At 72.3% G+C, this 19,335-nt stretch carries 21 protein-coding genes; 11 read left to right on the forward strand and 10 right to left on the reverse strand.

From position 1 onward, the window contains the following. Positions 1-38: 38 nt before the first annotated feature. From ACWCXB_RS05800 to ACWCXB_RS05810, 3 genes are all read left to right on the forward strand, one after another. Positions 39-611 (forward strand): TetR/AcrR family transcriptional regulator, encoded by a 573-nt coding sequence (locus ACWCXB_RS05800; protein ID WP_450719369.1) that lies wholly within the window; start codon positions 39-41, stop codon positions 609-611. A gap of 96 nt (positions 612-707) precedes the next feature. Further along, positions 708-1,946: a serine hydrolase domain-containing protein gene (locus tag ACWCXB_RS05805; protein ID WP_450719371.1), complete on the forward strand. Its 1,239-nt coding sequence runs from the start codon at positions 708-710 to the stop codon at positions 1,944-1,946. Positions 1,947-1,985: 39 nt separating this feature from the next. Next, positions 1,986-3,599: an FAD-binding oxidoreductase gene (locus ACWCXB_RS05810; protein WP_450719373.1), complete on the forward strand. Its 1,614-nt coding sequence runs from the start codon at positions 1,986-1,988 to the stop codon at positions 3,597-3,599. Positions 3,600-3,690: 91 nt separating this feature from the next. Here ACWCXB_RS05810 and ACWCXB_RS05815 read toward each other — a convergent pair whose 3' ends face one another. Next, on the reverse strand, positions 3,691-4,743 hold the full coding sequence (locus ACWCXB_RS05815; protein ID WP_450719375.1) for a lipoate--protein ligase family protein: 1,053 nt from the start codon (positions 4,741-4,743) through the stop codon (positions 3,691-3,693). A gap of 187 nt (positions 4,744-4,930) precedes the next feature. Here ACWCXB_RS05815 and ACWCXB_RS05820 point away from each other — a divergent pair, with 187 nt between their 5' ends. After that, positions 4,931-6,727 (forward strand): gamma-glutamyltransferase family protein, encoded by a 1,797-nt coding sequence (locus tag ACWCXB_RS05820; protein WP_450719377.1) that lies wholly within the window; start codon positions 4,931-4,933, stop codon positions 6,725-6,727. A 107-nt stretch (positions 6,728-6,834) separates the two neighbouring features. After that, the gene (locus tag ACWCXB_RS05825) at positions 6,835-7,695 is read left to right on the forward strand and encodes an inositol monophosphatase family protein (protein WP_450719379.1); all 861 of its coding nucleotides are present in this window, start codon (positions 6,835-6,837) and stop codon (positions 7,693-7,695) included. Between the two features lie 165 nt (positions 7,696-7,860). Here the strand turns inward: ACWCXB_RS05825 and ACWCXB_RS05830 are convergent, their stop codons facing one another. Next, complete coding sequence (locus tag ACWCXB_RS05830) at positions 7,861-8,667, reverse strand: nucleotidyltransferase domain-containing protein (protein ID WP_450719381.1); 807 nt, start codon at positions 8,665-8,667, stop codon at positions 7,861-7,863. 86 nt (positions 8,668-8,753) lie between these two features. On the opposite strand from ACWCXB_RS05830, the gene ACWCXB_RS05835 reads away from it, so the two are divergent. The 3 genes from ACWCXB_RS05835 to ACWCXB_RS05845 all read left to right on the forward strand — a co-directional run bounded on the left by ACWCXB_RS05835 (position 8,754) and on the right by ACWCXB_RS05845 (position 11,102). Continuing rightward, complete coding sequence (locus tag ACWCXB_RS05835; protein ID WP_450719383.1) at positions 8,754-10,169, forward strand: phytoene desaturase family protein; 1,416 nt, start codon at positions 8,754-8,756, stop codon at positions 10,167-10,169. Between the two features lie 58 nt (positions 10,170-10,227). Then, the gene (locus ACWCXB_RS05840; RefSeq protein ID WP_450719385.1) at positions 10,228-10,746 is read left to right on the forward strand and encodes an O-acetyl-ADP-ribose deacetylase; all 519 of its coding nucleotides are present in this window, start codon (positions 10,228-10,230) and stop codon (positions 10,744-10,746) included. 113 nt (positions 10,747-10,859) lie between these two features. Then, positions 10,860-11,102: a DUF6158 family protein gene (locus ACWCXB_RS05845; RefSeq protein ID WP_450719387.1), complete on the forward strand. Its 243-nt coding sequence runs from the start codon at positions 10,860-10,862 to the stop codon at positions 11,100-11,102. Between the two features lie 33 nt (positions 11,103-11,135). On the opposite strand, the gene ACWCXB_RS05850 is transcribed toward ACWCXB_RS05845, so the two are convergent. Continuing rightward, on the reverse strand, positions 11,136-11,510 hold the full coding sequence (locus ACWCXB_RS05850) for a hypothetical protein (protein WP_450719389.1): 375 nt from the start codon (positions 11,508-11,510) through the stop codon (positions 11,136-11,138). Positions 11,511-11,697: 187 nt separating this feature from the next. On the opposite strand from ACWCXB_RS05850, the gene ACWCXB_RS05855 reads away from it, so the two are divergent. Beyond that, positions 11,698-13,179 carry an AlkA N-terminal domain-containing protein gene (locus ACWCXB_RS05855; RefSeq protein WP_450719541.1) on the forward strand — a complete coding sequence of 494 codons (1,482 nt, stop codon included), beginning with the start codon at positions 11,698-11,700 and terminating at the stop codon, positions 13,177-13,179. A gap of 23 nt (positions 13,180-13,202) precedes the next feature. Next, positions 13,203-13,703: a methylated-DNA--[protein]-cysteine S-methyltransferase gene (locus ACWCXB_RS05860; RefSeq protein WP_450719391.1), complete on the forward strand. Its 501-nt coding sequence runs from the start codon at positions 13,203-13,205 to the stop codon at positions 13,701-13,703. A 343-nt stretch (positions 13,704-14,046) separates the two neighbouring features. Here the strand turns inward: ACWCXB_RS05860 and ACWCXB_RS05865 are convergent, their stop codons facing one another. Continuing rightward, positions 14,047-14,778: an SIR2 family NAD-dependent protein deacylase gene (locus ACWCXB_RS05865; protein WP_450719393.1), complete on the reverse strand. Its 732-nt coding sequence runs from the start codon at positions 14,776-14,778 to the stop codon at positions 14,047-14,049. Between the two features lie 420 nt (positions 14,779-15,198). Between ACWCXB_RS05865 and ACWCXB_RS05870 the strand changes: the two genes are divergently transcribed. Beyond that, positions 15,199-15,417: a hypothetical protein gene (locus ACWCXB_RS05870; RefSeq protein ID WP_450719395.1), complete on the forward strand. Its 219-nt coding sequence runs from the start codon at positions 15,199-15,201 to the stop codon at positions 15,415-15,417. 5 nt (positions 15,418-15,422) lie between these two features. Here the strand turns inward: ACWCXB_RS05870 and ACWCXB_RS05875 are convergent, their stop codons facing one another. From ACWCXB_RS05875 to ACWCXB_RS05900, 6 genes are all read right to left on the reverse strand, one after another. Next, entirely contained in the window at positions 15,423-15,593 is a 171-nt protein-coding gene (locus ACWCXB_RS05875; protein WP_450719397.1) for a hypothetical protein, read from the reverse strand. Positions 15,594-15,768: 175 nt separating this feature from the next. Then, the gene (locus ACWCXB_RS05880) at positions 15,769-15,972 is read right to left on the reverse strand and encodes a hypothetical protein (protein WP_450719399.1); all 204 of its coding nucleotides are present in this window, start codon (positions 15,970-15,972) and stop codon (positions 15,769-15,771) included. Positions 15,973-16,156: 184 nt separating this feature from the next. Beyond that, the gene (locus tag ACWCXB_RS05885; RefSeq protein ID WP_450719401.1) at positions 16,157-16,786 is read right to left on the reverse strand and encodes a class I SAM-dependent methyltransferase; all 630 of its coding nucleotides are present in this window, start codon (positions 16,784-16,786) and stop codon (positions 16,157-16,159) included. Positions 16,787-17,118: 332 nt separating this feature from the next. Then, complete coding sequence (locus ACWCXB_RS05890) at positions 17,119-17,610, reverse strand: NUDIX domain-containing protein (protein WP_450719403.1); 492 nt, start codon at positions 17,608-17,610, stop codon at positions 17,119-17,121. Between the two features lie 43 nt (positions 17,611-17,653). After that, positions 17,654-18,721: an ADP-ribosylglycohydrolase family protein gene (locus ACWCXB_RS05895; RefSeq protein WP_450719405.1), complete on the reverse strand. Its 1,068-nt coding sequence runs from the start codon at positions 18,719-18,721 to the stop codon at positions 17,654-17,656. Between the two features lie 24 nt (positions 18,722-18,745). Next, complete coding sequence (locus tag ACWCXB_RS05900; protein WP_450719407.1) at positions 18,746-19,153, reverse strand: VOC family protein; 408 nt, start codon at positions 19,151-19,153, stop codon at positions 18,746-18,748. Between the last annotated feature and the right edge of the window lie 182 nt (positions 19,154-19,335).

Raw genomic sequence — 19,335 nt, forward strand, 5'->3', positions numbered from 1 at the left:
CACCCGCGATATCCCCGGCCGCCACATCCTCACCTGTCATGTCCTCGCCCGTCACGTCCCCGCCCCCGACCCGGCAGCGCATCATCGGTGCCGTCCTGCGCATCATCGGCCGGGACGGCATCGCCGCGGTCACCAACCGGCGGATCGCCAAGGAGGCCGGGGTCTCGCTCGGTTCGGTCACCTACCACTTCACCAGCCAGCACGAGCTGCTGCGTGAATCGCTGCTGCACTTCGTGCGCGAAGAGACCCGGCGCTTCACCGAACTCGCCGACGCCGGCCAGGCCGAGGGTGTCGACATCGACGGCGCGGCCGCCCTCGCGGCACAGGTCGCGGGCGGTACCGCCTTCGACAGCGAACACATCGCACCCTTCGAGCTGTACGTCCAGGCGGGCCGCGACGACCGGCTGCGCGAGGCTGCGGCGGAGTGCTTCGCGGCGTACGACCGCCTCGCCGCGCAGATCCTCAGCGCCCTCGGCGTCCCGGACGCCGAGCGCCTCGCCGCGACGACCGTCGCCCTCGTCACGGGCCTCCAACTCCGCCGCCTGGCGACGGGCTCCCCGGCGGAGGACCTCACTGACGCACTGCTGCTTCTGGTGCGCGGAGCCGGCTGAGCACACGTCGGGACGGCGAAGTCCCCGCTGCCGAACGGGTCAGTGCCGGGCCCGGTCTCGCCGTGGGACGCGTATCCGCGACGTACGTTGTGGCGCATGGCACGTCTGTCCTCCGGAATCACAGCGACAGTACTGGTCGTCGCGGGGCTGCTGGGCGCCCCGGCATGCACCACTTCGCCGGCCTCCGCCCCACCGGCAGCGGCGGTTCCGACGCCGTCTCCCAGCGTTTCGGTCCGCGCGCTGACGCCCTCGGTGTCGGCACAGCTCGACAAGGCCGTCACCCGGACGCTGCGTCAGGCCGGCGTGCCCGGCGCCATCGTGGGGCTGTGGATCCCGGGGAAGGGCAGTTACGTCCGTGCGTTCGGCGTCGCGGACAAGAGCAGCGGCGCCGCCATGTCGGACGGCCTGCGCATGCGGATCGGCAGCGAGACCAAGACCTTCACCGTGACCGCGCTCCTGCAGTTGGTGGACGCGGGAAAGCTCCGTCTCGACGACCCGGTGTCGAGATACGTGACGGGCGTCCCCGGCGGAGACAGGATCACCCTGCGCCAACTGGCCGAGATGCGCAGCGGGCTCTTCTCCTACACCGAGGATCCGGACTTCGACAAGGCCTTCCTCTCCGACCCCGACCGACGGTTCACCCCGCAGCAACTGCTCGACTACGCCTTCAAGCACCCCCCGACTGCCGAGCCCGGCCAGCAGTTCCAGTACTCCAACACGAACACGATCCTGCTCGGCCTGGTCGTGGAGAAGATGAGCGGCGAGCGGCTGGCCGACTACCTGAAGAAGCATGTGCTGGAACCGAGCCACTTGGACCACACGCTCTTCCCCGACGGGGCCGAGTTCCCCGTGCCGCACGCGCACGGCTACACCAATCAGACGGCGAACGGTGAGACCGCGGACGCGACCGACTGGGATCCGTCCTGGGCCTGGGCCGCCGGCGCGATCATCTCGGATCTGTCCGACCTCCGTGCGTGGGCGCGCATCGTCGCGACGGGCACCCTGCTCAAGCCCGCGACCCAGGCGCAGCGACTGCGGGCGCTGCCCACCGGCTTTCCCGGCACCGCATACGGCCTCGGCATCTTCACCAACCACGGCTGGATCGGGCACAACGGTTCACTGCCCGGCTACCAGTCCGTGGTGGTCTATCTGCCCTCGGCGCAGGCGACGCTGGTCGTGCTGAGCAACACGGACACCGGCTATCAGGGCAACGAGAACAGCACGCTCTTCGCAAAGGCCATCACCTCCATCGTGACTCCCGGCAACGTCTACGACCTGCCGCCCGCACCGTCCGCCCCGGTGTCTCCGTCCGCCCCGGTGTCTCCCTCCGGCTGACGGGAACCCGCCACGCCCTGACGTCATCCTCCCCTCCGGATGCCAACCGAGGGCGAGGGTGAGGACGGGGCGATGGGCGAGACGGTGCGGCGGGGGACCGGGACGGCAGCGGGTGCGGGAGGCACGGGGACGGGCGGGTTCACCCGTCGCGGCCTGCTGGGCGCGGCTGCTGCCGTGGGCGTGGGCGTGGGTACGACCGCGGGGGCCCGGGCTCCCCGCCCGCCTCGCGCGGGCGACTGGACCGCTCTGGCACGGGGGTTGGACGGGACGCTCGTACGGCCCGGGAACCGCGACTACGACACCGCCCGCAGGCTCTTCAACCCCCGGTTCGACGGGCTGCGGCCGGCCGGGATCGCGTACTGCGCACGGCCCGAGGACGTACGCAGCTGCCTGGAGTTCGCCCGCCGGCACGGCGTGCCCGTCGCGGTGCGCAGCGGCGGCCACTCGTACGCCGGCTGGTCGTCCGGGCCCGGCCTGATCGTCGACGTACAGAAGATGGCGTCCGTCTCGCTCTCGGGGGGTACGGCGACGATCGGCGCCGGCGCCAAACTGATCGACGTGTACGACCGGTTGACGGCCCGCGGGCGGACCGTGCCCGCCGGGTCCTGTCCCACCGTGGGCATCTCCGGGCTCGCCCTCGGCGGCGGCATCGGCGTCGTCAGCCGCGCGTACGGTCTGACGAGCGACAGCGTCACCGGCGCCCGTGTCGTCACCGCCGACGGCCGGATCCGGTACGTGGACGCGCAGCACGACCCCGATCTGTTCTGGGCCCTGCGCGGCGGCGGCAACGCCCAGTTCGGCGTCGTCACCGAGCTGCGGCTGCGCACCCACGCGGCGCCGCAGTGCACCACGTTCTTCCTCAGCTGGCCGTGGTCCAGGGCCGAGGCAGTGGTGCGCGAGTGGCAGCGCTGGGCGCCCACCGCACCCGAGGAGATATGGGCCAACCTGCACCTGGCCGCTCCGGTCGGCGGACGGCCGGGATCGGTGCGGGTGGGCGGCCTGAGCCTCGCCTCACGCGGGGACCTCGAGAACCGCCTCGACCGGCTCGCCGGCGCCATCGGCACGCCCGCACGGTCCGTGTCCGTGCGCACCCGGCCGTTCATGGACGCGATGAAGGTGATGGGCGGCGTCTCGGGCTTCACGATCGCCCAGGCCCACCAGAAGGGGAACCTGCCCGGTCGTACTCCCCAGGGCCGGATGGCGCGCGAATCGTACGCAGCACGCTCGGACTTCTACACCCGCCGCATCCCGGCCGACGGTGTCAACGCCCTGCTCGCCCGGGTCGAAAAGCTGGCCGCTCTCGGTGGAGGCGGCGCGGGCAGCATCGCCCTGGACGCCCTCGGCGGCGCGGTGGGGCGCATCCGGCCGGCGGACACGGCGTTCGTGCACCGCAACGCGCTGTTCCTGGCCCAGTACATCGTCTCGTGGCCGGACAGCGCTTCCGCGACCACCGTGGCCCGGCACCAGGCCTGGCTCGACGGTACGCACGGGGCGATGCGGCCCTGGGCGAGCGGCCAGGCGTACCAGAACTACACGGACCCCAAGCTGCCGGACTGGCGCCGGGCGTACTACGGCGCGAACGCCGACCGTCTTGCCCGGGTGAAGGCGGCCTACGACCCGGGTCGGCTCTTCCGCCACCCACAGGCGTTCTGACGTCCCGTGGGCCGGACGCCTCCCGTGCGCCTGACGGATCCGGTGCGCGGGACGGCCACGGTAAGCGGGACGGATCCGGTGCGCGGAACGGCTACGGTACGCGCGCGGTCCACTCCTGCGTCGCGAACTTCGTCGCCACCAGCTCCCGCGCCCGCGCCATCTCCTCGTCCGTCACCTTCCCCGCCGTCAGCCCGTACCGGCCGCGGAACGAGTCGATCATCCGCTCGATGACCGCCTCGCGCGGCAGACCGGTCTGCCGGCGCAGCGGATCCACCCGCTTCTTCGCGCTCTTCGTGCCCTTGTCGGAGAGCTTCTCGCGGCCGATACGCAGCACATCGACCATCTTGTCGGCGTCGATGTCGTACGCCATCGTCACGTGGTGGAGCACCGCCTCGCCGTCCACCACCCGCTTCTGCGCCGCGCCGGCGATCTTGCCGGCGTCGGTGGCGATGTCGTTGAGCGGCTGGTACCAGGCCTTGATGCCCATGTCGCCGAGCGCGCCGAGTACCCAGTCGTCCAGATAGGCGTAGCTGTCCGCGAAGGACAGCCCGGAGACGAGCGAGCCGGGCAAGGACAGGGAGTACGTGATGGTGTTGCCCGGCTCGACGAACATCGCGCCGCCGCCGGAGATCCGCCGCACCACCGTGATGCCGTGGCGCTCGGCCGCGACCGGGTCGACCTCGTTGCGCAACGACTGGAAGCTCCCGATGACGACGGCCGGCGCGCCCCACTCCCATACGCGCAGCGTCGGCGGGCGCCGCCCGGCAGCGACCTCGGCGGTGAGGACCTCGTCGAGGGCCATGTGGAGCGCGGGCGGCTGCGGTTCGTCGCGGATGAGCTGCCAGGCGTGGTCGGTCCAATCGGTGGCGTGCGCGAGGGCGCGGCGGACGGCGACGCCGACACCCTCGGTCGTCAGGCCGTACATCTCGGTTCCGGGCGGCAGCGCCGCGTCGACACGGAGCGCGAGGCCGGCCGCGTCGGTGTCGGCGGGGGCGCCTTCCAGGGCGCGGTCGATGGCGCGGAGAGCGTCGTCGGGTTCGAGGAAGAAGTCGCCCGACACCCGGACGTCGCGCAGGGCGCCGTCCACGACGTCGAGATCGACGACGACGAGCTTGCCGCCCGGGACCTTGTACTCACCGTGCACCGCGCCGCCTCCAGCCTCTGCGTACTGTCAGCAGAACACCGGCCGTGCGGCCGACGATTCCCGTGCATCCCTCGTGGATCCTTCGCACGCACGCACGCACGTACGGCCCTCACGTGTGCGCAGCACGCGCGCGTACGCTGCCCGGAGGCGCCGCATCCGCTTCCGCCCGGTGAAGGAGTCCCCGCACATGTTCACCACCCGGCCGACCCTTCAGGGCACCTTCGGCATGGTGTCCTCCACCCACTGGCTGGCCTCCCAGTCCGCGATGGCCGTCCTGGAGGACGGCGGGAACGCATTCGACGCCGCCGTCGCCGCGGGCTTCGTGCTGCACGTGGTCGAGCCCCACCTCAACGGCCCCGCCGGCGAGGTTCCGATCGTCCTCGCCCCGGCGGGTGGCGAGGTGCGGGTGCTGTGCGGGCAGGGGCCGGCCCCCGCGGGCGCCACGATCGAGCACTACCGGGCGCTCGGCCTCGATCTCGTCCCCGGGACCGGGCCGCTGGCCGCGGCCGTACCCGGCGCGTTCGACGCGTGGATGGTGCTGCTCCGTGACCACGGGACCAAGACGCTCGCCGAGGTGCTCCGGTACGCCATCGGGTACGCCGAGGACGGGCACGCGCCGGTCGAGGGGGTGGGGCGGACCGTGGAGACCGTACGCGCACTCTTCGAGACCGAGTGGACCTCGTCCGCGGAGGTGTACCTGCCGGGCGGCAGGGCGCCGCGCCCCGGCGAACTGCTGCGCAACCCCGCGCTGGCCGCGACCTGGCGGCGCCTCGTCGAGGAGGCGGGCGACGGGGAAAGGGCCGAACAGATCGAGCGGGCGCGGGCGGTGTGGCGCGAAGGCTTCGTCGCCGAGGCGCTCGTACGCCAGTCGGGCATCCCGACCATGGACACCAGCGGCACCCGGCACACCGGCACGCTCACGAGGGCCGATCTGGCGGGCTGGTCGGCGACGTACGAGGCGCCGGTGACGTACGACTGGCGCGGCTGGACGGTGTGCAAGGCGGGCGGCTGGAGCCAGGGCCCGGCGTTCCTGCAGCAGCTGGCGCTGCTGCCGCCGGAACTGCCGGCCTACGGCTCCGCCGAGTACGTCCATCTCCTCGTCGAGGGCTGCAAGCTGGCCATGGCCGACCGGGAGGCCTGGTACGGCGACGCCGCCGAGGTGCCCGTCGAGGCGCTGCTGTCGGAGCCGTACAACGCGGAGCGGCGGGCGCTGATCGGCGCGAAGGCGTCGTACGAGCTGCGGCCCGGCGCTCCCGGCGGGCGGGTGCCCGTGCTCGCCGCGCACGCCCTCGCGGTGGCGGCGGGGGAGCCCGGCTTCGGCGCGCCGGGCGTCCGGGCCGCCGGGGCGGGGGAGCCGACCGTGGCCGATGACGGCGGCACCCGGGGCGACACCTGCCACCTCGACGTGGTCGACCGCTGGGGCAACATGGTCGCGGCCACGCCGAGCGGTGGCTGGCTCCAGTCCAACCCGGTCGTTCCGGAACTGGGCTTTCCGCTGGGCACGCGGCTGCAGATGGCGTGGCTGGACCCGGGCCTGCCCAACTCGCTCACGCCGGGGCGGCGCCCCCGGACCACCCTGACGCCGTCGCTCGCACTGCGGGACGGGGTGCCGGTGATGGCGTTCGGTACGCCGGGAGGCGACCAGCAGGACCAGTGGCAGGTGCACTTCTTCCTGGCCGTGGCGCTGCGGGGACGCGTGCGCGGCGGGCTGGATCTGCAGGGGGCGATCGACGCCCCGAACTGGCACAACGACGGCTTCCCTTCATCGTTCTACCCTCGCTCGATGCGGCCCGGTTCCGTCACGGTCGAATCGCGGATGGACCCGGCGGTGGTCGCGGAGCTGCGCCGGCGGGGCCACGACGTCACGGTGGGCGGGGCATGGTCGGAGGGCCGGCTGTGCACTGTGGCCCGGGACCCGGAAACGAGTGTGCTGTCGGCGGCGGCGAACCCGCGCGGCATGCAGGGTTATGCGGTAGGCCGCTGAGCAGACACCGGGCGTTCAGCTCAGGGAGGCCCGGAGTAGGTCTGTTGTCCACCACCCGTTCACCGGGCGTCGGCGGGGATGTCAGTCGGGCGTGCTTTGCTGGACGCATGACCGAAGAGTTTCTGTCCGGGAAGACCGGGAACCCCTGGGAGTCCGGCAACCTTGCCCTGGTCGAGGAGGCGGTCCGCAAGGCGGCCGCCACCGAGATCATGCCGCGCTTCCGGCAGCTCGCGGCGCACGAGATCGTCGAGAAGAACGGCCCGCACGACCTGGTGACGGTCGCCGACCGCAGCGCGGAGGAGCACCTCACCGCGTCGCTGACGGCGCTGCTCCCGGGCTCCGTTGTGGTGGGCGAGGAGGCGGTCCACGCCGATCCGGCGGTGTACGACGCGCTGCGGGGCGACGCGCCGGTGTGGATCGTCGACCCGGTCGACGGTACGCGCCAGTTCGTCCACGGCGACCCCGGCTTCTGCACGCTCGTCGCGCTCGCGCGCCACGGCGAGGTGCTCGCGTCCTGGACGTACGCCCCTGCGCTGGACGAGATGGCGGTCGCGGTGCGCGGGCACGGAGCCCGCGTCGACGGGGTGCCGATACGGTCGGGCGCTCCCGAGCCCGCAGCGGTGCTCGAAGTGGCCATGTCCCACCCGGACTTCACCACCCCCGAGGAGAAGCAGGCCCTCCTCGCCCTTCGCACCGACGGCATCCACGGCCGCCCGTGCGGCTCCGCGGGCCTGGAGTACCTCGCGGTCGCGCGCGGCGAGCTCGACGCGGTCGCCTTCTCCTGGGAGAACGCCTGGGACCACGCGGCGGGCCTCCTCCTCGTCCACGAGGCGGGCGGCACCGACCTGACCCTCACGGGCGAGCCCTTCCGCATCACGGGCGCCAACGCCCTCCCCTTCACCGCGGCCCGCGACGAACCCACGGCCCGCACCCTCCACAACCTCCTGCGCGCGGCGCGCTCCGCGTAGCCCGCGGGGCGGGGGGAACGGCTCCTCGGGAGCTGACGCCCCGCGCGACGGGCCCAGGGGCACGCGCCACAGGCCCGAGGGGCCCGCGCCGACTCGCCCGGAGGGCCCCGCGCCGACCGGCCCGGGGGTGCCCCGTGCCCCGGACCAGGGCCGGGAGTGCCTCCGTCAGGCCAGGCTCGCCCTTGTCTCCCTGACCAGGGCTGCCGCCGTGGCGACCGCGTCCGCGTTCAGGGTGCGCAGCGCCGCCGTCACGCGGGTCGCGAAGTCCGGCGGGGCGGACGGGAGGGAGGCCGCGGCCGCGAGGGCGCCCTTTTCGTTGAGGAGCCACACGCGGTGGTGGGCGTGCAGCGACTGCGTGAGGACGCCGAAGGCGCGGGAGAGGCACAGCGAGGCGTGCAGCGCATCCCCGGGCTCCACGCCTGTGCCCACGGACTTCGCCGCAGCCGCCACCGAGAAATCCGCCTCCCAGGCCGCCTCGACCAGCGCCTTCCGCAGCGGCTCCGGGTACGTCGCCGTCTGCGCCCGCAGGGCGGTCAGCTCGCCCGACGGGTCGGCGAGGACCCGGCACAGGGCGACCTCGCCGGCGTACGCGGGAGACCAGAAGCCCAGAGGGTGGCCGGCCTGGACGCCCACCTCGTAGTGACCCGCCCCGCAGTCCGCCCAGACGCTTTCCACGCGGTCCAGGTCGCGGAGGATCCAGTCCACCTGGACCCCGTCCACGGACAGCCACGCTCCGCCGTTCACCCACGGGCCCCACCCGCCCGGCCCAGCCACCTCCACCGGTGAGCCGGTCAGCTCGCCGGCCAGCGTGGCCAGCCCCGCCACGTCCAACGAACCCCGGTAGTAGACGCCCAGATCCCAGTCGGAGTCCGGCCGGTGCGCCCCGCGCGCCCGGCTGCCGCCGAGTGCGACGGCGCGCACGCCCCGTACCTCCACGAGCCGCGCAGCCATCGCTTCGACCAGGTCGTTCATGGCAACGGACGCTACCCCCGACAGCGCTGTCCGTGCCGACGAATATCCTGGATCCCTTGGCCATCGGCTGACGAAGGAGTCCGAAGGTGACGTCGATGCTCGATGCCGTCGTCGTGGGGGCGGGACCCAACGGGCTGACCGCGGCTGCCGAGTTGGCCCGCAGGGGCTTCTCGGTCGCCGTGTTCGAGGCCCTGGACACCGTCGGCGGCGGCGCCAGGACCGAGGAGCTCACCCTCCCCGGCTTCCGCCACGATCCCTGCTCCGCCGTGCACCCGCTGGGCGCGGGCTCGCCCGCCTTCAAGGCCATGCCGCTCGCGCGCTACGGGCTGGAGTGGCTGCACCCCCCGCTTCCCATGGCGCACCCCTTCGACGACGGCACCGCCGCCGTGCTGTCCCGCTCGGCGGCGGAGACCGCCGCCTCCTTCGGGCCCCGTGACGCGGGTGCGTACCGCCGCCTCGTCACCCCGTACCTCGGCAAGTGGGACACCCTCGCGCGGGACTTCATGTCCCTGCCGCTCACGGCGCTGCCCCGCGACCCCGTCACCCTCGCCCGCTTCGGTCTCACCGGCCTGCCGCCGTCCACCTGGCTGCTCCGCCGCTTCCGCGACGACCGCGCCCGCGCCCTGTTCGCCGGGCTCGTCGCCCATGTCATGGCCCCGCTGAGCGGCATCGGCACCGGAGCCGTCGGGCTCGTCTTCGCGCTCGCCGCGCACGCCGGGGGCTGGCCGATGCCCCGGGGCGGCTCGCAGTCGATCTCCGACGCCCTCGCCGCGTACGTACGGGACCTGGGCGGCACGATCCACACCGGCACCGAGATCAAGCGCCTCGACGATCTGCCGCCCGCCCGCGCCTATGTCTTCGACACCTCCCCGACCGCCCTCGCCCGGATCGCGGGCCTCGGCCGGGTCTACGACGGCTACCGGTACGGGGCGGGCGTCTTCAAGATCGACTACGCCCTGGACGGCCCTGTCCCCTGGACCGCCGAGGAGCCCCGCCGCGCCGGCACCGTCCAGATCGGCCCCAGCAGCCGCGAGATCGGCGCCGCTCTCCGGCAGGCCTCAGGCGGCCGCGCTCCCGGGACGCCGTTCCTGATCACCGCCCAGCCCAGCCTCGTCGACCCTTCCCGCGCCCCCGAGGGCAAGCACGTCTTCTGGGCGTACGGCCATGTGCCCCACCGCTGGGAGGGCGACCTCACCGACGCGATCGAGCGCCAGATCGAGCGCTTCGCACCCGGCTTCCGTGACCGCGTTCTCGCCCGCGCCACGGCCGGCCCGCCCGAACTGGCCGCGCGCAACGCCAACTACGTGGGCGGGGACATCGCCTGCGGCGCCGCGAGCGGACTCCAGCTGCTGCTGCGCCCCAAGCTCTCCCTCTTCCCCTACTCGACCCCGCACCCGGCGGTCTTCCTCTGCTCCTCGGCGACCCCGCCCGGCCCGGGCGTGCACGGAATGTCCGGGCACAACGCCGCGAAGGCGGTGTGGCGGCACCTCCGCGGGCGCTGAACGCGATCAGCGCGATGCGATCAGCGCGATCAGCGTGACGAGCGCGATGATGGGGCGCATGAGCACGCGCCCTGCCATCACACTCGTCCAAGGCGACATCACCGAGCAGCACGTCGACGTCATCGTCAACGCCGCGAACTCCTCGCTCCTCGGCGGCGGCGGTGTCGACGGCGCGATCCACCGCCGCGGCGGGCCCGAGATCCTCGACGAGTGCCGGAAACTGCGGGCCTCGCACTACGGCAAGGGCCTGCCGACCGGCCAGGCCGTCGCCACCACCGCCGGGAACCTGCCGGCCCGCTGGGTCGTCCACACCGTGGGCCCCGTCCACAGCGCGACCGAGGACCGCTCCGCCCTGCTCGCCTCGTGTTACCGCGAGTCACTGCGCGTCGCCGACGAGCTCGACGCCCGGACGGTCGCCTTCCCGGCCATCTCCACCGGCGTCTACCGCTGGCCCATGGACGACGCCGCCCGCATCGCCGTCGAGACAGTGCGGGATGCGGAGACATCGGTGGAGGAGGTCCGCTTCGTCCTCTTCGACGAGCGGGCGTACGAGGCGTTCGCCGCGCAAACTGCCTGATCCGACCTGGACCTGGGCCGCGCGCCCCGGTGCGTGTCCCCTCGATACTGGTATTGCGGTATTCCGGCAGCGGAGCCCCGACGCCAGGATGCCCTGACCCGGAGGTGTGAGCCATGACCGAGAAGGACCGCGGAGTGGCGCCGGAGCAGCTGGACGAAGGACTGCTGCTCAAGGAGCTGGAGGCGATCCATCGCACGCGCCACGAAACCCTGCTGTTCGGGTCCGACGACGCGCTGAGAACGCACACCGCCCGTATGGAGGCGCTGGAGAGCGAGTACCTACGGCGTCATCCGCAGCGGGCCCAGTCGACGGGCCGGACCAGGGCAGGCGCGCGGGCCCGTAGCCCCGAGGAGTGAGGCCGGTGAGGTCCGCCTGGCCTGTCCGGCGTACTACCTGCAGATGAGCTTGAAGGCCGTCGCACCCGGTCGGGCGCGGAACGTCACCTCGTGCCCCGCGTCGTCGGTGAAGACGGCTTCCGTCGCGGACTTCAGGGTCATCGTGCCGTGCTGGGTGGGGTTGTCCCAGCCTTCGGGCGGGTTTCCCGCTCCGTCGGAGAGCGGGGTCTCCGCTTCGAAGTACGTCGAGCCGATGCGGGCCTCATCGATGCCGCAGTGCGTGTAGAGGTCGAAGGGCATCTCCCGGCCGGACGCCGCGGCGTCCCGCCGGACCACGGCGGCGCCTCCGTCACCGGCCCCGGCACAGCCCGTGAGTGCGCCGACAGCCAGCGTGAGCACGATGGCCATCCGGCCGGCAGTCCAGGTCATGGTGCTTCGACGTGCGGGCCCTGCGGGTGGTTCCAGGGCTCGCACGTCGGGGGAGGGGACGGGGGCGCCGACTGTCGAGGCCGGGGCCGCCGGGCCGCGGTGCAGTACTGGCAGCGGAAGGTTGATGTCGTTTTTTCGCCAGCGAGTAGGCGCCGGGGTGCCCGATCCTTGAGCCATGCATCCCGCCATGCACACCGACACCGAGCGCTGCGTACGGGCCGTCCGGTCCAAGGACGCCCGCTTCGACGGCTGGTTCTTCACCGCGGTCCTGACGACCGGGATCTACTGCCGTCCCAGCTGCCCCGTCGTACCGCCCAAGGCCGAGAACATGACGTTCTACCCCAGCGCGGCCGCCTGTCAGCAGGCAGGCTTCCGGGCGTGCAAGCGCTGCCGGCCCGACACCAGCCCCGGCTCGCCGGAGTGGAACGCCCGGGCCGATGCCGTCGCCCGCGCCATGCGGCTCATCCAGGACGGGGTCGTCGACCGCGAAGGAGTCCCCGGGCTGGCCGCACGGCTCGGCTACTCCGCCCGGCAGATCGAACGCCAGCTGCTCGCCGAGGTCGGGGCCGGGCCGCTCGCCCTGGCCCGCGCACAGCGCGCCGAGACTGCCCGGCTGCTCATCGAGACGACGGACCTGCCCATGGCCGAGGTCGCCTTCGCCGCGGGCTTCTCGTCCATCCGCACCTTCAACGACACCGTCCGCGAGGTCTTCGCACTCTCCCCGAGCGAGCTGCGCACGCGCACCGCCGCCCGGCGCGGAACGAAACCCGGGGCGGGGACCCCCGGGGTGCTCGCCCTGCGTTTCCCGTTCCGCGCGCCCCTCAACCCCGACAACCTCTTCGGGCATCTCGCCGCGACCGCGGTGCCCGGCGTGGAGGAGTGGCGGGACGGTGCGTACCGCCGCACCCTCGCGCTGCCGCACGGCCACGGCATCGTGTCCCTCGCCCCCCGCCCCGACCACATCGCCTGCCGGCTCTCCCTCACTGATCCCCGCGACCTCACGATCGCCATCAGCCGTTGCCGCCGCATGCTCGACCTCGACGCCGACCCCGTCGCCGTCGACGACCAGCTGCGTGCCGACCCGCTGCTCGCGCCACTGGTCGACAAGGCGCCGGGCAGGCGGGTGCCGCGCACCGTGGACGCTGCGGAATTCGCGGTACGGGCCGTCCTCGGCCAGCAGGTCTCCACCGCGGCGGCCCGCACCCACGCGGCCCGGCTCGTCACCGCCCACGGCACACCGGTCGACGACCCCGAGGGTGGGCTCACACACCTCTTCCCGACCCCGGAAGCACTGGCCGGGCTCGACCCGGAGACCCTCGCCTTCCCGCGCAGCCGCCGCACCACGCTGACCACGCTGTTCGGCGCCCTCGCCGACGGCAGCCTGCGGCTCGGCGCCGACAGCGACTGGGACGAGGCCCGCGCGCGGCTCACCGAGCTGCCCGGCTTCGGCCCCTGGACCGTCGAGGTCATCGCGATGCGCGCGCTCGGCGACCCCGACGCGTTCCTCCCCACCGACCTCGGGATCCGCCGCGCCGCAGCGGACCTCGGCCTGCCCGCCACCCCGGCGGCGCTCACGGCCCGCGCGGCGGCCTGGCGGCCCTGGCGCGCGTATGCCGTCCAGTACCTCTGGGCCACCGGCGATCACCCCATCAACCGCCTGCCCGTCTGAGGACCATGACCAGGACGAAGATCATGACCAGGACCAGAGCCCACACCGTCGTCGACAGCCCGTACGGCCCGCTCACCCTCGTCGCCACCGACTCCGTCCTGAGCGGCCTCTACATGGACGGGCAGCGCCACCGCCCCGCCGAGGAGACCTTCGGCGAGGCCGACCCGCGCCCCTTCGTGGAGGCGATCCGCCAGCTCGACGCCTATTTCGCGGGCGAGTTGAAGGACTTCGACCTGCCGCTCCACCTGGAGGGCACGCCGTTCCAGCGCAGCGTCTGGGAACAGCTGTGCCTGATCCCGTACGGCGAGACCCGCACCTACAGCGATCTCGCCGACGCCCTCGGCAACCCGGGCGCGTCCCGCGCGGTCGGGCTCGCGAACGGTAAGAACCCGGTCGGGATCATCGTGCCGTGCCACCGGGTGATCGGCTCCACGGGGAGCCTGACGGGGTACGGGGGCGGGCTGGACCGCAAGCAGCGGTTGCTGGCGTTCGAGAGCGGGGCGGCGGGCGATGTGCTCTTCTAGCCCGTGAGTGGTGATGCTCCCCACCCCGCCCCTTCCCGAACCGGGGCTCCGCCCCAGCCCCCGTTCCGGGGCTGTGCCAGGGCCCCGCGGGGCTGCGCCCCGCGCTCCCCCCTACGCCCTTCGGGCGCGGCGGAACGCAAGCGAGGCGGGGTTCCGGGGGCCTGCCCCAGACCGTCCCCCGCGCCCTTCGGGCGCGGGGAAGGGGACCTCCGCCTCCATTGCGGGCGTGGCTCTTTCGCAGCCCGGTCGCCGGTGCCGGCGCATCTCCAGCCTGTCCGGCGTTTGAGGACGGACACGCGGGCCCACCGCGCGGTGTCGGCGCGCCGGTGTGCCGGGGTCGGGGCTAGGCGGTCCCCGAGATTCGGTGCAGCAGCGCAGGCAATGCCGTGCCGATCGGCTCGCGGATGACTTCCGCCGCGCGGTCGTCGTACGGTGTCGGCTCGGCGTTCACGACGATCAGCCGCGCGCCGCTGTCCGCGGCGATCCCCGCCAGCGACGCGGCAGGCTGCACCTGCAGGCTCGAGCCGACCGCGATGAAGACCTCGCTGGCCTTCGCGATGCCCATCGCCTCACCGAGCACGACGGGGTCGAGGCGCTCCCCGAACATGACCGTCGCCGACTTGAGGATGCCGCCGCACTCCAAGCACGGCGGATCTTCCTCGCCGGCCTCGACCCGGGCGAGAGCGTCCTCCATCGGAGCCTTGGCGTGGCACTTCGTACACACGATGCTGCGCGCGGTGCCGTGCAGTTCGAGCACCTTGCGCGCGGGCATGCCGGCGAGCTGGTGCAGTCCGTCCACGTTCTGCGTGATGACCCGCACGGGCACTCCGGCACGCTCCAGCTCGGCGACGGCCCGGTGCGCGGCGTTCGGCTCGGCTTTCAGCGTCCGGTTCTTACGCCGCATCTGCCACGACCTGCGCCGGATGTCCGGATCGCCCATGTAGTACTCGTACGTCACGAGCTTCTCGGCCTCGGGATCCCGTCGCCATAGCCCGTTGGGGCCGCGATAATCAGGGATCCCGGAATCGGTAGAGATACCTGCTCCACTGAGGATGGTGACGAGGGGCCTGTTCATGGGCCGAGAGTAGGACGCCCACCCGCTTGGGGCGAACGGATATCAGGGTGCGCCCGTCTCCATCGTGTCCGTCTTCCGGCAGTGGGATGTCCAGCACTCCCGGAGGCGGAGTCGCGCAGTCGACCGAGGCGACCAAATCCGGGTGGCCGACCCAGTAGCGTCCGACGACGACACATCGCTGCGCCGTCGTCGGACGCAGCTCTATCTGGGGGTGGGCTGGTTAGTTGCAGCGACCAGTTGATGACGTGCTGCAGAATTCCCTGCTCGCGTTTCGCGACGCGAACCTACCGCCGAGTTGGGGCATCAACGGTGCTAGGTACTGCCCCTCCGAGTGTGGCGGGCAGCGGTCTCACGGTAGCGCCGGCCACTGACAGAGCTCTCCCGCGTGCGCGGGAACGTTCCGCGGGCGAGGCTGGTCCCATGGCCGAACGTCGAGTGATCGTGTCCCCGCCCGGTGAGGGCGGCGGTCGGCATGTCCAGGTCGACGACGAGTCCCTCGGTAAGGCCTACAGCCTGCATGAGCTGACCGTGTTCCTGCAGCGTGCCGGCCTGGAGGACGCGGACGAGCTGGATGTGGCCATGTCGCCGTTGATTGAGTGGCATGGTGGCGGGCCTGAGGTGTGGCCCGCGGTGGAGTGACCTACCTACTGGACGATGCGCGTGACTGTCCCGTCTTCGGGGTCCCCGTACTTCGAGATCAGCTGCCCGTCGCTCATGCGGTCAACTTCTTCGCTTCGTTCGACGGGAAAGATCACGTGGGTGTCCTTGTCCGTCCAGTACTCGACGATGCGGTGTGTGTCGGTGGCTCGGCTCATGCTGTGCTCCCTTGCGGCGCGTGGGGTTCAGGGTGCGTCTGAGCATGTTGAGGGGTCAATAGGGAAGGGGTCTTCCGTTTCGGCTGGCGGAAGTGTAGGTTCCGCTTACCTCGCGACAGCGCCTTTCGAGGCGCCGGCCCGCCGCTCCCGGGGCGGCGGGCCGCGCGGGGGCCAACTAGCCTACGAACCTGCGCTTCAGCAGGGTGGCGATCTCGCGGTCGTAGTCCTCGCGGATCGGTAGCAAAGGCTTGTCCGACGTCACTTTCAACAGTGCGACGTGCTTGGAGACGCGCAGCTTCGGCGCTCCGTCGCCCAGGGTCGCATCGGCCGCTGCCCGCCGAAGGTCGCACGGGGCGACGTGGAGTCCGGCCTGGAGCATCGCATGGTGGAACGCGCAGGCTTGTACCCGTCCCCTTTGAAGGACTGCCGGCCGCCAGGAGTGACGCGCCCCGGCGGCGTGCTGGTGAGCGCGCACCACCGTGGATCGACGCTGACCGGGCCTCAGACGATCTTCATCCACAAGGATGATCTACACCAACCCCCCCAAAGACCACGGGCACGCTCTATTGGCGGCGGGCCAGCAAGTGGGCGTCGAGGAAGCCCCGCTCGGAGGCCGGGTCGTGGAGCAGCCTTGCGAGCGTGAAGAGCCCGGCCCCGGCCAGCAACTCGGCGAACCGGTCTACCGGCCAGCAATAGGCGGGCGTCACCTTGTGGTCGAAGCGGACCGGCTCCGGTCCGTCGGTCGCGAAGAACGAGACCAGGAGCAGGCCCCCTGGTGCCAGAACACGCACCTGCTCGGCGAGCAGCGCGGGCAATTCCCCAGGCGGGGTATGGATCATCGAGTAGTGGGCCAGCACGCCGCCGAGCGCGCAGTCCTCGACTGGCAGGGCCTCCATCCGCGCCTCGTCGAACCGCAGCGCCGGATGGGCCCGCCGGGCGTGGTCGACCATGGCCGGGGAGAGGTCGAGCCCAAAGGCGTCCAGCCCCAGGTCGTGCAGCATGGCCGTCAGGTGTCCCGGCCCGCACCCGACGTCGGCCGCCCGCAGGTTCCCCGTCCCGCGCACCAGCTCGGCGAAGATGTCGACCATGGACCGCGCGAACGGCTGTGTCTCCAGCCGATCAGCGAACATCGACGCATACAGTTCGACGATCCCGTCGTAGGCCGCCCTGGTCTCGTCCTGGTGTTCCACCACGGGAATGAAGCTAACACCCGCGCCGTTCGCAGCTGTTCTCCGGCCCCGTGCCCACCCCCGCCCTGGGGACTGACCGTTCCGTCACATGATCACGGGACAGGCCCTAGGTCACCCCAGTGGGCTCGCTGTACCAAGTCATCGGTCATGCCGTGGGGTTACTTCCGCCAATGCTCTGCTCGGTGGAGATCCCGGCGCCGCTGAGGATCGCGAGGAGAGTCATGCCGCGAGCGTACGCAGCGCGGTGACACGACGGCGACAGGATTACCCGGCCCGCCCGGTCCGGCCGCACCCGCCCGCCCGGTCCGGGCCCGAGCTGGCCCGCGCCGCCGCCGTCAGCCCGCCGGACGCCCGTCCACCAGCTCCACCGGCCCCGTACCCCCCGCGAGCGCGTCGAGGGCAGCCAGGACCCGCGAGCCCAAGGTGCCGAGGAGATACGTCGTGATCTCGTCGCGGGACACCAGCTTCCAGGAGATCAGCTCCTCCTCCTGCAGCCGTATCACCCTGAAGTCCTCGCCGCCGAGCACCCCTCCGTCGTAGATGTACGCCACGATCGGCGGGCGCTCCGCACCCCGTACCCAGTCGACCGCGAGCAGTCGGCCCGGCGCGACGTCCAGACCGATCTCTTCGAGGGTCTCGCGGCGGGCGGCCTCGCGTGGGGTCTCGCCGGCGTCGGACTCGATCGTGCCGCCCGGGAGGGCCCAGCCCTTGCGGTAGTTGGGCTCGACGAGCAGCACCCGGTCCTCCGCGTCACGGAAGAGCGTGGCGGCGCCGGAGAGGACACGGGGGAGGCCGGCGATGTACGTGGCGTAGTCCGAGGTGGTCACCGGTGCAGCCTAGTGGCCTGTCGGCCCGGCCCGGGATGCCGTGTCAGGTGGACGCCAACCGGGCCGTGCGGTCTGCCAGTTCGCCGATCCTCGCGCCGTCGAAGCCGAACACCGCGCTGCGTACGCGGTCCTCCAGCGGCCGGGTCCACTGGGTCGGGATGCCGGACGCGCCCGCGAGCACCCCGGCGACCGAGCCTGCCGTGGCGCCGTTGGAGTCCGTGTCGAGGCCGCCCCGGACCGTGAGGGCGATGGTGGTGGTGAAGTCCCCGGCGCCGTACAGCAGTCCGGCCGTGATGACCGCTGCGTTGGGGACGGTGTGGATCCAGCCGAGCCGCCCGGTCTCCTCGTCCAGCGCGGTGAGGGTGTCGGACCAGGGCAGCCCGCTGTCGTACAGGGCCGTCGTGCGGCGGACCGTGCGCGCGAGGCGGCTGCTCGCCGGGATGCGGTCGAGTGCCGTCTCGATCGCCTCGCGCGCGTCGGCGGCCGTGAACGCCGCCGCGACCATCGCGGCCGCCCACATCGCCCCGTAGACGCCGTTGCCGGTGTGGGACAGCACCGCGTCCCGGCGGGCGAGCGACGCGGCGCGGTGGGGGTCGCCGGGGGAGGTCCAGCCGAAGATGTCGGCGCGGATCAGGGCGCCGATCCACTCCTGGTACGGGTTGTCGTACGTGGCTGTCAGCGGCGGTTTCAGACCGGCCGTGAGATTGCGGTACGCCGCCCGCTCCGCGGTGAACGTCTGCAGATACGGGAGCCTCAGGAGCCACAGCTCGCCGACCTGTTCCGTGGTGAAGTCGAAGCCATGGGTCTCGAGGAGGTGCAGTCCGAGGATTGCGTAGTCCACGTCGTCGTCACGGCAACTGCCGTGGATCCGGCCGCGGACGCATTGCCGCCACTCCGGGCGCAGCTCGAACTCCGCTTCGGGCTCGCCCGGTGGGGGCTCGGGGAGGTAGTCGGTGAGCGGGAGCGCGTCGGTCAGCCGGAGGTACCGGTCGATGCGGTCGCGCGTCCAGTAGTCCCCGCGTTCGACGGGCTTCCCGAGCATGTTGCCGGCGATCCGGCCCAGCCAGCCGCCGAGGATCCGGTCGGCCGTCCGCGTGCCTTGAGGCGTCATGGTTCGGGTGTACCCGGTTCCGGCTCAGGAATCGGGGAGATTCGTCCGCAGCACCTCCAGGTAATGCGGGTTGTACATGATCCCCAGGATGTTTCCGAAGGGGTCGACGACGGACGCGGTGACGAAACCCGCGTCGCCGCGGGCCTTCGGCGCCTCGTGCTCCTTAGCCCCCATGGAGAGCAGCCGCTCGAACGTCTCCGTCACGTCGTCGACGTGCCAGTAGACGACGGCGCCGCCGACGTCGGACGCATGCCCGGCGGGGGCGTAGCGGCTGTCGATGATGCCCAGCTCGTGCTGGTAGTCGCCGATGCGGAACTCGATGTAGCCGGGTTTGACGAAGTACGGGGGGATGCCCAGCAGCTTCGTGTACCAGTCCCGCGCCGCGTCCAGGTCGGCGGCCCAGAAGCTGACGGTGGTGAGCCCTCGCAGCATGGTCTGCTCTCTTTCCTTTGCGGGTCCCGTCGCCGGGTCCCCTTGTCGGGTACGACGGTAGAGATGGAATAGGTCAGCTTCTGTCCTCATTGCCGGAGCTCCTTGGACGAGGCGAGGTGCGGTCGAACGAGTCCCGGCCGCCGCCGAGGGAGCAGGCGGCGCGGGTTGATCGATCAGATCCG

Source organism: Streptomyces sp. NPDC001514 (genome assembly GCF_053597075.1).